Origin of the sequence: Paenibacillus sp. GCM10027628, assembly GCF_042676385.1 — a bacterium.
Classification (GTDB): Bacteria; Bacillota; Bacilli; order Paenibacillales; family NBRC-103111; genus Paenibacillus_E.
Genome location: NZ_JBHTHA010000005.1, coordinates 38355 through 51039 on the forward strand (window position 1 = coordinate 38355; position 12685 = coordinate 51039).

Consider the following 12685-nt stretch of genomic DNA (forward strand, 5'->3'; position numbering starts at 1 on the left):
CTCATCAGTTATTTTACATGAAAAGGTCGGAAACTGCACTCCCCGGTTTTTTTCCATCCAAATAACCGCTGACCAATTGCTGTTCAGGCAGAACTGCTTGAATCCGCCCTTTTTCGTTAATGACATAGATCAAATGATACTTCTCTCTCATAAAAAGTTTTACGGTCTCGGCCATAGTCCTTTGCTTGGTAACTACGATTGGCTGTGCCAAAGTCCCTTTGCTCAACAGTCTGCTTACCCGCTGGCCCCGCGCCATCAGAAAGCGAAAAAAATGATAGGGCAGCTGTCTGTAAGCATACCAATTGGACAAAAGCAGGAATATCCCGATGACGAGCAAATTCAGCGGCAGCTGGCCGTTAATCAATTGATAGACAGCCGCGACAATGACCCCTGCGCTAAGTGCCATGCTGATCCATGTCGTATACAGAATCGTGTTATGAAACGGCATCACATACCCTAGCAAACATTGCATGACTTTTCCGCCGTCAAGCGGCATCACGGGTAAAAGGTTGAACAAGCCGATCATCAGGTTCGCTTCTATAAAGTAGCTCCACCATCCCTGTGCACCGAAGCCTAGCCACTGCATGAGCAGCGCAATCACAATCATCCAAACATGCTGCAGCGGGCCCGCAAGAGCAACAATGAGCTCTTCCCAAGCAGGAACCGATCCCAGTTCATCGACGACGACAACACCCCCGAAGGGCAGCAGCTGCACCTCTCGCACTCTCCACCCAAAGCCGTTAGCCGCGGCCAAATGTCCGAGTTCATGAACAAGCACGATGCCGAAAAGCGTAACGGCCTCGAGAAAATAACCGGTAAACGCCGATCCGATGAATATGAGTGTAAGCAAAGGGTGAAAACGATAGGTCGTTCCGGCCCACTTAATCAAATGAGATCACATCCGTTGGGTTCATAGGATGCCCGTCCTTCGTTACCGCAAAATAAAAAGTGCCTTTGCCCGGATCTCCGCTCGAGGCTTTGCCTACGGCTTCCCCACGATTGATCCAGTCATTCATTTCTACATTGGCTTCGCCCAGCGCTCCATAAACGGATTGAAGACCGTTTGCATGGCGTATGATGATCGTCAAACCCGAATCCGCTGTCGTACCGGCAAAAATAACTTGTCCCGTATCGAGCGCATAAACGGGTACATTAGGGGTAGTATTCAACCTGACACCCAAATGTGTTGTCCCGTCGTAAGGGGATATAATGCTCCCTTTAGCTGGCGAAAAAAGGGTGCGTTTGGATGTACTTACCTTAACCGCTTCATCGCCTTCCCGGTTATGAAAACTGGGAATGAACGATGGCGAACCGCCGAACCGCTCTGTATACCAAGCCGAGAGTGCGCTAAAATCATAGGATTGCGTGAGAGAGGACGTAATAAACTGTTTCCCTTTATTAGCCCAGGGCTGATTGATGTGGAACATTCCAAAAACTGCAGCGAAAACCATACAGCTTATAAACAACTTCGTTATCATCGAGCGTCGAGAAGGCGGAGTAAACAGGCTTTTCTCCTCATCGTCCAAATAGCTATGGCCGTTTAAGGTAGGATCCATGCGGAGCTTATGGCGCCATGCATATTCAGGGTCTTCCATGCGCCGTTTCCATTCCGAGTCCGGATATAGCGGTAGCTCTTGATCCCTTCGTATAGGTAACGGGCTGTTATCGCCGCTTCGAAAAGGCTTGTTCGCGCTTCCGCCGAAATAGATCGCTTCCTGCTCTTCGCGAAGTTTGCGAAGCCGTTCCATTCGGCGCTGTTTGACTTTATCTTTGACTTCCATGGAAGTCCCCCTCCTAAGATATGCCATAGTACAGCCTATGAATGGGGGGACAAGATTATGTTGACCATTGGCAAAAGAAAAAGCCCCTGATCAAGGGGCTTTACTTGCTTATCGCTAAAATAATTCCGGTTCCCGCTCCTGATGCAGTTTGACGCTCATAACGAGCCCCAAAGACAACATATTGATGAGCAAGGACGTGCCCCCATAACTGATAAAGGGGAGCGTGATCCCGGTTAACGGCATGATGCCGATCATCATACCGACATTTTCAAAGATTTGAAAAACGAACATCGAGACAACGCCAACAACAATATACGCGCCGCTGAGCTGCGTACTCTGAATCGAGATCAGAATCATCCGGTAGATCAGCATGAAGTAGATCAGCAGCAGAATGGCTGCACCCCGGAAACCAAACTCCTCACCGACAACGACAAAGATGGAGTCCGAATAAGCGAAGGGAATGAAATTACTATGGACGGAAGTACCATGAAGATAGCCCTCCCCTTCCAGCCCGCCTGATCCAATAGCCCGAACGGCATTACGAACCTGATAGTTATCATCGGCAGACACATCTTGCGGATATAAAAACGTATCGATCCGGTCCATCCAATGACTGAACCCGTATTGTTTCAACAAATCAAACAAGGATTGGTGGAAATGTTTGTAGAGCGTCAAAAATAAAAAGCCTGCTCCGGCTAAAACTACAATGCTTAACAATACATGCGTGTATTTGACATTTCCGATCCATATCATGCCGAGCAAAATGATGATAAAAATAACGGCATTCCCAAGGTCAGGCTGGATGAGAACCAGAATAAACGGCAATAAAACTGCCAAGCCTACTGGAATAACATCCTTTCTGAATTGTAAAAGATCGCCACCGCGTCTCGCGAGCAATGCGGTAAGGCAGATGATCAAAATCAGCTTTACCAGCTCTGCCGGCTGAAAATTCAAGCCTCCCGGCAGCACAAACCAACCGCGCGCGCCATGAATTTTTGCACCGAATAAATAAACAGCGATTAATGAAATAATACCGATCCCGTATAGATAAGGCGCTACTTTTACAAGCACTCGGTAATCAAATAAACTGCACCCGACAAAGGCAATAAGTCCGACGCCGTATAACACAAGTATTTTGGTAATACTGATTGAAATCGTCGGATGATCTATGGATGCACTATAGACCATCATGGTGCTCATTACCATAAAAGCGAACAATATAACAACAATAGGAATATCAATGTTTTTCAGTTTGGCAAGCAAGGACTATCATCCTATCCCGATAAACTTTTTCATGCGCTTTACCCAGCCTGTTTTATCATCAAGCGGCATAAGCGGCACGGTATCACCCAAAATACGTCTAGCAATATTTCGGTAGGCAATTGCAGCCCGTGAGGACGGATTCATCACTGTAGGCTCACCTGAATTGGCGGCCTTAATGACATACTCGTCGTCAGGCACGATGCCGAGCAAATCAATGGCCAGTACCGAGCAGATTTCATCGATATCCAGCATTTCGCCTTTTTTAACCATATTCGCCCGAATACGGTTAATGACCAATTTCGGCGAAGAGATCTTCTCATTTTCGAGCAGTCCGATAATCCGGTCTGCGTCACGTACGGCTGCATGTTCAGGAGTCGTTACAACGACTGCCTTGTCTGCGCCTGCTACGGCATTTTTGAAGCCTTGTTCGATGCCTGCAGGACAATCAATGATCACGAATTCGAAATCTTTTTTAAGTTCCAACACAATATTTTTAACGTCTTCTGGCGATACGGCATGCTTGTCCTTGGTTTGGGCAGCCGGTAGCAGGTACAGCTCATCAAACCGCTTATCTTTGATCAAAGCTTGCGGTAAACGGCATCGACCTTCCACGACATCGACCAGATCGTAAATAATGCGGTTTTCAAGCCCCATCACCACGTCCAAATTACGGAGCCCGATATCGGTATCCACCATGCAAACTTTTTTGCCCAGTAAGGCCAAAGCCGTCCCCAGATTAGCTGAAGTCGTCGTTTTCCCGACGCCGCCTTTTCCCGAAGTGACTACAATCGCGTCTCCCATATTTTCTCACTCCCACACTCTAATTTTCCGTGTATAAGTCTCATCCCATCATAGATTCCGGAACAATGCGATGGAGTTGGTGAAGCTTGTCAATTTCCATTTTACCTTCTTTGATATAGGCAAATTCCATAAACGCCTCTTCGATTCCCCATTCATCAGGCGGACGGCTAATAATGCCTGCAATTCGCAGCTGCGTGGGTCGCATATGCGAAGCCGCGATAATGGCGTTCTCATCCCCGCCAACGCCGGCGTGTGCCATTCCGCGCAGAGATCCCATGACGTAAATGTTCCCTGTACACATAATGGTTCCGCCGGGATTCACATCTCCCAGATAAAGCAAATCACCCTCATGATGGAGGGTTTGTCCAGAACGAACTATACCTTTGAGCGTAGTAATTGAAACGGCTGGCTCTTCCGTATCTTGAATAGAAGGCAGCTCGCTTTCAATCGATTGTATAAGCAGATTTCCCTTTTGCCGGATAATCGCACGAATTTCTTCTTTATGTTCCTCGGTAACTTCCCGATTCCCTAACTTGACATGCACATGGATGATAGGACCCGTCAAAATCTGCTGATGCGTCTTCTCCAGCTTATGCTGAAGCTCCTGCAGCAAAATCTCCCATTCACATGCGTCGTTGAGCAAAAAAACAAGGCCGTCTTTGACCCCTTTTATCATCACATGATGCTTTGAAACGGACATAATGGTGTGCCGACCTCCCAACCTATACATTTCGGTTCGTGTCCTGAGTTTTCCTGCTTAAGGCCTGGAATTTGTTCCGGCTTTTTTAATCTTCCGTTCCGGACGAAGCGCTCAATTTCCCTTCGAGCAGCTTGCGCATGGGCACGTAACAAAGCAAGGCAAACAGCAGATTAAACAGAACACTTGGAAGCATATAGTGGGTAAGCGCAAATTCAAACTGGATATTGATCAGCTTAAACAGCCGATTGATACCGTAATTAATCAATTCGAAGGAAAGCAATCCGATACCGGTAATAAGCAGATTATAGAAGATGAGATTCGGCTGCCTCCGTTGGGTAAGCCCGGCTAAGTAACCGGAGAGGCCCATCCCAAATGAATAGATGCCCAGGATCGAACTGTAATAATTAAAATCTTGTAAAAGCCCGAATAACAACCCATAAATCAGCGCGGTATGACGATGATGGAAAAGTCCGATAAACAGAATAAACACAAGCGTGAAATGAGGCGCCACATACACTTGTGCCTGCCACGAGGATGGAATCAGCCAGTGTACAATCGAACCTTGCAGAACAAATAAACCTAATAAAATGAGCCAGAGCAGATGCCGAGTCACGTTATGCCCCACCTCATTTCACTTCCGGAACTTCGACCACAAACACTTCGCGAATATGGCTGAAAGAAGCCTTCGGCTTCACCATAACTTTGTATGTGATACCAAATTCTCCGGGACCAATGGACGTAATCGTACCTACTTCAATGCCTTTTGGAAATACTTGTCCCATTCCTGAAGTAATCACCGTGTCACCGACTTTCATCGTATCCGCTTGTTCGACTTTGTTCATGACAAGCTCCCCGGTGTTAGCATCATAAGACTCGATCATACCAAATGGCTCGCTTTCGTTGCCCTTTACCGTAACTGCAATAGCCTTAGAATTATTATCGGTATCCGTAATCGCTTTGAGAAGCTGAACATTGGAGTGGAAACCGGATACCTGGCTTATCCTGCCGACCAAACCGTCGACCGTCATGACGGCCATATTTTCTTTGATACCGTCTTTATCGCCTAAATTAATCGTAACCGTATTATTATAAGGATCCGGATCCATCGTTACGACCTCTGCAATGCGATACGTGTATACATTGGCTTGGCGCTGACGCTCCGTAAATCCAAGAGCTTCCATTAAGCGCTTGTTCTGCGCTTCAAGCTCGTTGAGACGCTGCGTGTCCCGCGCATACTGCGTTAGCGTCAGCTTCAGTGTCTTGTTCTCTTCATAAATAACTCTCAACTGGCGAATATCTTGAAAGAAACCCGCTATGGAAGCAGCGGGCTTGTAGAAGAGTCCTTGCGTCCATGAAACCGAGTCTTTAATAAATTTTTCCGGCCACGTCATCGGGGCCCGATTCCCCATGGTAAGACCCATTAATATAAAAAAGCTGATGAGGCCGACCATCAGAAAGATCAGCCTTTTGTTCCCCATGAATTTAAACAAAATAAACACCTTCTAAACGAATGTTTAACGCTTATGCCTTGAAGTTGGACCAGATCTTGTTTTGAACAAATGAATATTTTCTAACGCTCGGCCTGTGCCGATCGCTACGCAATCCAGCGGATTCTCTGCGACGAGTACCGGCATACCGGTCTCCCTAGCCAGCAGCCGATCCAGGTTGCGCAGCAAGCCGCCGCCACCGGTGAGTACAATGCCGCGATCCATAATGTCCGCAGACAGCTCCGGCGGGCATTTTTCCAACGTGACCTTCACAGCGTCAACGATAGCATTAACGGTATCCGTCAACGCATCAGTGATCTCATGTGAAGTGACACTAAGCGTCTTCGGCAAGCCGGACACAAGGTCGCGCCCGCGAATCTCGAGTGATTCGGGCAATTCCGTCGGCAAAGCCGAACCGATTTCCATCTTCAACGTTTCGGCTGTACGTTCACCGATCATCAAATTGTAAGTTCGTTTAATGTATTGAATGATTGCTTCGTCCATTTCATCGCCGGCAATGCGAATCGAGCGGCTTGTCACGATGCCTCCCAACGAGATGACCGCTACTTCTGTCGTACCGCCTCCGATATCGACAACCATGCTGCCCGTCGGCTCCCACACCGGAAGATCGGCGCCGATCGCTGCCGCGAACGGTTCTTCAATCGTGTAAGCGTCACGTGCACCCGCTTGCTTCGTAGCATCTTCCACTGCGCGCTTCTCGACCGCTGTAATGCCGGATGGTACGCACACCATAACATTGGGATGCCGCTGGAACAGCCAGCGCTGTTTCTGAGCTTGTCTCAAGAAGTAGCGGATCATCGTCGATGTCGTCTCGAAATCGGCGATTACGCCATCCTTCATCGGACGGATCGCCCGAATATTGCCGGGGGTGCGTCCGATCATTTTTTTGGCGGCGTCTCCGACAGCCTCAATCGTTTTTGTATCAGTACGCAGGGCTACCACCGAAGGCTCCCTCACGATAATTCCTCTGCCTTTCACATAAACAAGCGTATTCGCCGTACCTAAATCAATCCCTAAATCTTTTGTAAAACCACCAAACATGGCAGTTGCTCCTTTCCTGTTACGTCTAGTCGATGTCTGATCTGGGGGCATGTTTTAAAAGTCCGCTTTCGTTATGAGATAAACCTCAATCGAAGTCATTCGACGATGGGCGACCGCGATAAGTGGAAGGTTTATTCGCCAATCAGAATGCCATTCTATACGCAGTATAGGACTTGATCATTCTGATGTGGACAAAGTGGGCTTTTAAAACTTCATTTCGAGCATAAATATTATTATATTACATATAGCCTTGTTCCTTCAAACTTATGAATCTCTGATCACCTATTATGACATGATCGAGCACTTCGATGCCAATAATCGTGCCTGCTTCGATGAGCCGGTTCGTCAATTGAATGTCTTCCGGACTAGGCGTCGGATCGCCGCTTGGATGATTGTGCACACAAACGATGGAAGCGCTGCTTCGTTTGATCGCTGCGCGAAACACTTCACGGGGATGTACGATGGACGCATTGAGGCTGCCCATGGACAGCGTCTCTTGAGCAAGAACATGATTCTTCGTATTCAAAAATAAACAAACAAAATGCTCCTTTTGCAAATAACGAAGATCTTCGCTTAAAAGATCGGATACATCTTTGGGCGAACGAATGGTCACTCGTTCCGTCAGCGATGTCTTCGCCAGCCTGCGGCCCAGCTCAATCCCTGCTTGAATTTGCAGCGCCTTCGCATCACCGATTCCTTTAATCTGAGTAAGCTGATCCTTGCTCATGTCAACGAGACTTCGCAACCCGCCGCATTCGCTTAAAATTCGGCCTGCAAGACGTATCGCAGATTCCGAGACGGTTCCTGTCCGAAGCAAAATAGCTAATAACTCCGCGTTGCTTAGCGCTCCCGCGCCGAACTGAAGCATACGCTCTCTTGGTCTTTCCTCTTGCGGCACCTCTTTAATCATTAAGCTTGTGGCTTCCATGAATTCCCCTCTTTCATACGTATGTAGATTGTGTTACTTCCTGCCATCCCATTCATCACCTACAAGCCCACATTTCCCCCAAAAGTGAAGAGAAGCTTCGTTGCCTATTCCTATTACTTTTGGGGGAGCCCCCATATAAAAACGAAATAAAGCCCCCGGTTGTTAGATCCGAGGGCTTCTAGGACGGTTGCTCTTTATTCAATTGCGGACATTCGATTTGAACAATTTGTCTGAGCATGCTGCCAATCGTATGTTGGTCAAAGTACATTTCCATCTGCTTCTCCGCATTGAAGAACACAACGCCCATAAGTTTATCCATCTTGGATGATATCATACAGGATTTGTTCTCATCGCCGGAGCACCAGCTAGGCTTCAATGATCCATGACACGTTAACCGGTATATTTCACCAAGTGTCACTTGATCCGGGTCGCAGCTAAGAATAAAACCGCCGCCAATACCTTCCTTGGTTGACACATATCCGGCTTTGCGAAGGAATCCCATGACTTTGCGAATACGAGCAGAGTGTGTGGATACATTCACTGCAATTTCCTCGCTAGTTGCCATATGATCAGGCAAATGAGCCAGAAATACGAGACTGTGGACGGCTATCGTGAACTCGCTGTTCATGGTAGTGATGACCTCCCGGAAGAATGCGAAGTCTTGTCGCTTACTGTCATTGTACTCGTTACAGATTGTACAGTCAACGTGTAACCAACATTCCGAAGCGCGTCATTCTTTCAAAGCTTATTAAAGAACCTGAATGTCAAAGTTGAGAAGCAGGTCGCTGAGCAATGATAAGGGAAGTCCCACAACTGTAAAATAATCGCCTTCGATCGACTCGACAATCGTCGCTCCAAGCCCTTGAATCCCATAGGAGCCTGCTTTATCTTTCGGCTCGCCTGTTGCGATATATCGGCGAATTTGATCGTCCGACATAGGTTTCATCGTCACTCGTGTCACACGATGAGAAACGACATGCTTACCTGTGTCGGCATCCACGCACGCGACTCCGCTGTAAACCTCATGTGTGGTGCCTTGCAGCGCTTTTAGCATCCGAAAGGAATCCTCTTCGTCTGCCGGCTTGCCGAGAACTTCGCCTTGATAGGCCACAACCGTATCGGATCCGACGATAATACCTTGCTTTTCCGAATCCGAAAGCATCTCGCGTACGGTCGACGCTTTGCGCAAAGATAACAACTCTACTAATTCAGCTGGCGTGATTTTCTCTTCGACGGTCTCATCCGCGTCACTGACTCGAATGATATAGGGAAGTCCGAGCGATTGGATCAGCTCCTGCCTCCGCGGCGAAGAAGAAGCAAGAATAAGTGTTTGACGATTTGTATGGTTCAATGCAAACAGCTCCTAACATGGTGTAATCTGGAAGGACAATCTTAAGCATATGTTTACAGCTTTCGGTACAGAAGGTAAGTGCCTACTAAACCGAGAATGCTGCACAAGTTTAGCTTGACCTGAAGATGGAATTCATATTTCAAAACTTGTAAATCGGCCTTGGGCTCCCAGCTAATCTGTGCGGACTTGGTTAAAAAAGCGAGAGCAGGCACAGGGGCCAGTAATTGGCCAACGATGATTCCGGTTATGAGTCCGACGATTAAAAATATGACTAATGTGACGGTGCCTTTTTTCATTGCTGCCATCCTCTCTATTATGTACAAGCCTATTATACTTGCATCTGCTTTTATTTACCATGACCAACATGATGAAATGGCGTATCTTACCTGCTTACACAGAGAGCTGATCCTAGTAAGATAATTACTGGAGGTACTGCCGCACATGAACTTACTGAAGAAACTCCTGATTCTTTCATTTTTACTCACTTTCGCATTTCCCTATCAAGCATTCGCTTACAAAGTTGTTATTGACCCCGGACATGGCGGCATGGATTCTGGAGCCGTTGGGATTAACGGCCTCTACGAAAAAGACGTCAACCTGGATATCGCCCTGAAGCTGAGGGACGAGCTCGTACGCAGGGGATACGATGTTTTTATGACAAGAACAGATGACCGCTTTTGGTCTCTGGCCGAGCGAGTCGAAATGACGAATAGTCAAAAGGCAGACTTGTTCGTGTCCATCCACGCCAATTCACACTCAAGCTCAGCGGCGAACGGCTCAATGGTACTTTACTACGATGATGCATACCCACAGGAGGATTATCCGGCCAGCGATACGATGAAGCTGCTGACGCCTTACAGCAAAGACCTGGCACAACATGTGCTGGACTCGCTTGTTTCTGCTGCAGGTACAACTAACCAGGGTCTCGTGCCAAGTGCCGTCTATGTAGCAAGAATGGGAACGATTCCGAGCATTCTGGTAGAAACAGCTTTCCTGAGCAATCCAGGAGATGCAGCTCAGCTCGCAACCGATGCGGTTCGAACGAATATGGCTATCGGCATTGAAAGAGGAATCGAAGCCTATAAGCCCCCGGTCTTTACGGATACGCTCGGACATTGGTCCCGGGATGCTGTTCTGCGATTAAAAAGCAAAGGGCTGATCGAAGGTATCGGCAACCGCTATGAACCCCAGCGCGCATTAACAAGGGCTGAGTTCCTGACCTTAATGGATCGCACGTTTACATTCAGTACGCTGAAGGAGCAATGCGGGACAGGCAATACGGGCTCTGTAACAACTGCAGTATACGGTTGCAGCAGCGATACTGCATCTTCGGCAAACAAAACTTACAAAGATCTGCCTGCCACTCATTGGGCAAGCGATGTTTTTACTAAGGCGAATGCCTTGAACCTGTTACAGGGGTACCAGGATGGGACGATCCGTCCGGACAAACCGATTACAAGAGGCGAAGTGGCGGTTCTCTTCGACCGACTGCTGCAACTCAAACAGTCGGCAGTGAGCCAAAAACCCGCTGTAAACAATCCGACTTTTAGCGATGTCCCTGCTTCATTATGGAGCGCAAAGGCGATATATGCGTTAAAGAATCAATCCATTATTAATGGCATTACGGATACGGAGTTTAAGCCGGAACAATCCATAACCCGTGCGGAAATCGCCGCCATGCTGGATCGTTACCTTTCCAAATAATTCTGCCTAATTGGAGCCCGGTAGTCCATAATCATGCAAAATAAGCCCATCATCAGCTGAAAAAGCGGATGCGGGCTTATTTGTTGTGCTGGCTTATTCTTAGGAGACGCTAATCTTCTTGAGCAGCTCTTTTTGCGCGAAGATGTACTGCATCATCGAAGTTTGAGCCTGCCATAGCATAGCGGTGGACGGTGATTTCTTGTATTCTTCCATCGATTGCACGGCGCTGTTCAGAGCAGTAGTCATTTTCTGCACAAGCGGCTTGGCGTCCTCGCCGATCCCTTCATTAACGGAAGACGACATTGCCGTAATCGATTGATGGGAAGTGCGAATGGCCTGCAAGGAAGAATCAGCCAAAGCTGTTGGTTTCGTCTCAGCCAAATGGACCACAGACAAACCGTTGATGGTTTTCACCAGCTTATCGCCCTCAATGATAAAAGTCCCGACGGCTTCCGGTTTCGCGCCGTTCCAGCGAATACTTGCAGTTGCGGGGATATCCACATTTTTAACATAAACCTCCAAGGATTTATCCTGCACCTGCAACTGCTGGCTTAAAGCAAGCGCATCATCCCTGGATGATGCGAAGCCGACAAAAACAGTCGGCTTTTCACTACCGTCCAATGCGGAGGCTAAGCCTTTCTTCTTCAAGCCATCTTGCGCTGCTTGAGCGCTTTGCAAAGAACTGAACACGCCATTTTGCAAGAAAGCATATGTTTTGGCAGGGATTTGAACGGGTGTGACGCCAGCGGTAGAAGATGAGACCGCAGCCGCCGTGTCGGCAGCTTTAGGCGGATCTTGTACGGCTGCTCCTGTGTTTGCCGCCACAGATTTGCCGGGAGCCTGGGCTTGGACGCTAGGAGAAGGAACAGTCACTGTAGTTTTCCCAGCCGTCGAGCCAGACTCATGTTCCGAAGTAAACATCGATAAAACGAAAAAGCCGAAGGCGACTCCGGTAATTATGGCACCTGCGACCGAAGTGGCAATGCGTATCCACGGTGCTCCAGACGACTTGGCATATCTGGCCCCCGTCTCCGGTTCTACCCAAGGCCCTTTGCCCGCGGTCCAGGTTGTCCAAACATCACGTTCATCTTCTGCAGGCGGAATCGTTCTATCCGAGGGCCTCTCGTGGCCCGGCGGGTTCTCTCTAGCCGTTTGCGACTCTCGAATAATGCGCTCCACACGCTCGCCTTCCGTCTCGATCGAACGATTCCAATTACCGAAATCCGTCGTGAACGTATTCAGTCCATGCGGTTCGAACAAACTTTCTACTTGCTGCCTCTCCGCTCTCTCCACTGACGTAACCGGGTCCGGGTCCGAGTTCGCTTCGCCGGCAGACGTTTCTATGACTTCGAATTCTTCTTGATAGAGGGGGATCACCTTATCCTCATTGCCCTGAGCCGAGCCCGCCTTACGGCTTTGGTTTTGCTGCTCTTTTTGATCAAAACGATATGTAATCCTTGCTTTATTGTTCATAAGGGTATCTCCTTGTCCTAATCTGGTATTACTAGATTATGATTGAGAGAATCCAAATATGCTTTAGTCCCCACGAAGCGAGGAAAATTCTTCGGGATTATCAACATCCCCCCCATTTTGATTTCGTGTTAAAAA

The 12685-nt window shown here is 48.1% G+C and carries 14 protein-coding genes; 1 reads left to right on the plus strand and 13 read right to left on the minus strand.

Annotation, left to right across the window (positions count from 1 at the left end; genetic code table 11):
* Positions 1-13: 13 nt before the first annotated feature.
* The 12 genes from ACFQZT_RS08360 to ACFQZT_RS08415 form a co-directional block, all read right to left on the minus strand.
* Complete coding sequence (locus ACFQZT_RS08360; RefSeq protein ID WP_379298572.1) at positions 14-889, minus strand: M50 family metallopeptidase; 876 nt, start codon at positions 887-889, stop codon at positions 14-16.
* Entirely contained in the window at positions 882-1781 is a 900-nt protein-coding gene (locus ACFQZT_RS08365; protein ID WP_379298574.1) for a peptidoglycan DD-metalloendopeptidase family protein, read from the minus strand. The genes ACFQZT_RS08360 and ACFQZT_RS08365 overlap by 8 nt, the downstream gene beginning before the upstream one ends.
* A 114-nt stretch (positions 1782-1895) precedes the next feature.
* Positions 1896-3044, minus strand: coding sequence for an FtsW/RodA/SpoVE family cell cycle protein (locus tag ACFQZT_RS08370; RefSeq protein WP_379298576.1), 1149 nt, complete (start codon positions 3042-3044; stop codon positions 1896-1898).
* Between the two features lie 6 nt (positions 3045-3050).
* Entirely contained in the window at positions 3051-3845 is a 795-nt protein-coding gene (gene minD, locus ACFQZT_RS08375) for a septum site-determining protein MinD (RefSeq protein WP_379298578.1), read from the minus strand.
* A 40-nt stretch (positions 3846-3885) separates the two neighbouring features.
* On the minus strand, positions 3886-4545 hold the full coding sequence (minC, locus tag ACFQZT_RS08380) for a septum site-determining protein MinC (protein WP_379298580.1): 660 nt from the start codon (positions 4543-4545) through the stop codon (positions 3886-3888).
* Positions 4546-4630: 85 nt separating this feature from the next.
* Positions 4631-5158 (minus strand): rod shape-determining protein MreD, encoded by a 528-nt coding sequence (gene mreD, locus ACFQZT_RS08385; RefSeq protein ID WP_379298582.1) that lies wholly within the window; start codon positions 5156-5158, stop codon positions 4631-4633.
* 13 nt (positions 5159-5171) lie between these two features.
* The gene (gene mreC, locus ACFQZT_RS08390; RefSeq protein WP_379298584.1) at positions 5172-6044 is read right to left on the minus strand and encodes a rod shape-determining protein MreC; all 873 of its coding nucleotides are present in this window, start codon (positions 6042-6044) and stop codon (positions 5172-5174) included.
* Between the two features lie 15 nt (positions 6045-6059).
* Complete coding sequence (locus tag ACFQZT_RS08395) at positions 6060-7094, minus strand: rod shape-determining protein (RefSeq protein WP_379298586.1); 1035 nt, start codon at positions 7092-7094, stop codon at positions 6060-6062.
* A 238-nt stretch (positions 7095-7332) separates the two neighbouring features.
* Complete coding sequence (gene radC / locus ACFQZT_RS08400; RefSeq protein WP_379298588.1) at positions 7333-8022, minus strand: RadC family protein; 690 nt, start codon at positions 8020-8022, stop codon at positions 7333-7335.
* A gap of 178 nt (positions 8023-8200) precedes the next feature.
* Positions 8201-8650, minus strand: a complete 450-nt coding sequence (locus tag ACFQZT_RS08405) for an RrF2 family transcriptional regulator (RefSeq protein ID WP_379298590.1) — start codon at positions 8648-8650, stop codon at positions 8201-8203.
* 120 nt (positions 8651-8770) lie between these two features.
* A complete protein-coding gene (locus tag ACFQZT_RS08410) occupies positions 8771-9373 on the minus strand; it encodes a Maf family protein (RefSeq protein WP_379298592.1) in 603 nt (200 codons plus the stop codon).
* Between the two features lie 53 nt (positions 9374-9426).
* On the minus strand, positions 9427-9669 hold the full coding sequence (locus ACFQZT_RS08415) for a DUF4321 domain-containing protein (protein WP_379298594.1): 243 nt from the start codon (positions 9667-9669) through the stop codon (positions 9427-9429).
* Positions 9670-9814: 145 nt separating this feature from the next.
* Here ACFQZT_RS08415 and ACFQZT_RS08420 point away from each other — a divergent pair, with 145 nt between their 5' ends.
* Positions 9815-11077: an N-acetylmuramoyl-L-alanine amidase gene (locus tag ACFQZT_RS08420; RefSeq protein ID WP_379298596.1), complete on the plus strand. Its 1263-nt coding sequence runs from the start codon at positions 9815-9817 to the stop codon at positions 11075-11077.
* Between the two features lie 99 nt (positions 11078-11176).
* On the opposite strand, the gene ACFQZT_RS08425 is transcribed toward ACFQZT_RS08420, so the two are convergent.
* Positions 11177-12550, minus strand: coding sequence for an SPOR domain-containing protein (locus tag ACFQZT_RS08425; RefSeq protein WP_379298598.1), 1374 nt, complete (start codon positions 12548-12550; stop codon positions 11177-11179).
* Between the last annotated feature and the right edge of the window lie 135 nt (positions 12551-12685).

Bases quoted from the DNA above. Each gene is read 5' to 3' on its own strand.
- minC (WP_379298580.1), bottom strand. From the start codon at position 4,545: ATGTCCGTTTCAAAGCATCATGTGATGATAAAAGGGGTCAAAGACGGC.
- minD (WP_379298578.1), bottom strand. From the start codon at position 3,845: ATGGGAGACGCGATTGTAGTCACTTCGGGAAAAGGCGGCGTCGGGAAA.
- radC (WP_379298588.1), bottom strand. From the start codon at position 8,022: ATGGAAGCCACAAGCTTAATGATTAAAGAGGTGCCGCAAGAGGAAAGA.
- ACFQZT_RS08395 (WP_379298586.1), bottom strand. From the start codon at position 7,094: ATGTTTGGTGGTTTTACAAAAGATTTAGGGATTGATTTAGGTACGGCG.
- ACFQZT_RS08420 (WP_379298596.1), top strand. From the start codon at position 9,815: ATGAACTTACTGAAGAAACTCCTGATTCTTTCATTTTTACTCACTTTC.
- ACFQZT_RS08415 (WP_379298594.1), bottom strand. From the start codon at position 9,669: ATGAAAAAAGGCACCGTCACATTAGTCATATTTTTAATCGTCGGACTC.
- ACFQZT_RS08365 (WP_379298574.1), bottom strand. From the start codon at position 1,781: ATGGAAGTCAAAGATAAAGTCAAACAGCGCCGAATGGAACGGCTTCGC.
- ACFQZT_RS08425 (WP_379298598.1), bottom strand. From the start codon at position 12,550: ATGAACAATAAAGCAAGGATTACATATCGTTTTGATCAAAAAGAGCAG.
- ACFQZT_RS08405 (WP_379298590.1), bottom strand. From the start codon at position 8,650: ATGAACAGCGAGTTCACGATAGCCGTCCACAGTCTCGTATTTCTGGCT.